1 protein-coding gene is annotated in these 784 nt (G+C 60.6%); it reads left to right on the top strand.

Translation table 11 applies throughout. The annotated features are described in order from the left end of the window. Positions 1 to 613 (top strand): isocitrate lyase (gene aceA, locus FEM54_RS33375; RefSeq protein WP_138454377.1); only part of this gene is annotated, 613 nt, incomplete at its 5' end. Positions 614 to 784: the final 171 nt, after the last annotated feature.

Here is a 784-nt window from a genome sequence, read left to right as displayed (position 1 = left end):
GGCGCGTACCGACGCCAACGCGGCAGACTTGCTGACCTCCGACTGCGACCCGTACGACCAGCCGTTCGTAACCGGCGAACGCACCCAGGAAGGCTTCTATAAAGTGCGCGCCGGTCTCGACCAGGCGATCGCCCGTGGCCTGGCCTACGCGCCTTACGCCGACCTGATCTGGTGCGAAACCGCCAAGCCGGACCTGGACGAAGCGCGTCGTTTCGCCGAAGCGATCAAGAAGGAATACCCGGACCAACTGCTGTCCTACAACTGCTCGCCTTCTTTCAACTGGAAGAAGAACCTGGACGACGCGACCATCGCCAAGTTCCAGCGCGAACTGTCGGCCATGGGCTACAAGCACCAGTTCATCACCCTGGCTGGCATTCACAACATGTGGCACAGCATGTTCAACCTGGCGCACGACTATGCCCGTAACGACATGACCGCCTACGTGAAACTGCAGGAGCAAGAGTTCGCTGACGCCGCCAAGGGTTACACCTTTGTGGCGCACCAGCAGGAAGTGGGCACCGGCTACTTCGACGACATGACCACCGTGATCCAGGGCGGCACCTCGTCCGTGACCGCGCTGACCGGCTCGACCGAAGAAGAGCAGTTCCACTAAGTCGCGAGTAAACGGCCAGTGCGGCCCCACGGAAGACTTAACCGCACTGCCGCTTGATCTGACGCCCCGACTGGTTCGGGGCGTTTTTTTTGCCCGCTTGAAAACACCACACATCACCTGTGGGAGCTGGCTTGCCTGCGATGGCGGTGGGTCAGTGACAGATTTTTCAAC

It is taken from the genome of Pseudomonas edaphica (assembly GCF_005863185.1).
Lineage (GTDB): Bacteria > Pseudomonadota > Gammaproteobacteria > Pseudomonadales > Pseudomonadaceae > Aquipseudomonas > Aquipseudomonas edaphica.
The sequence above is the reverse complement of the archived record's forward strand: the minus strand, read 5'-3'. Positions and strand labels throughout refer to the sequence as shown.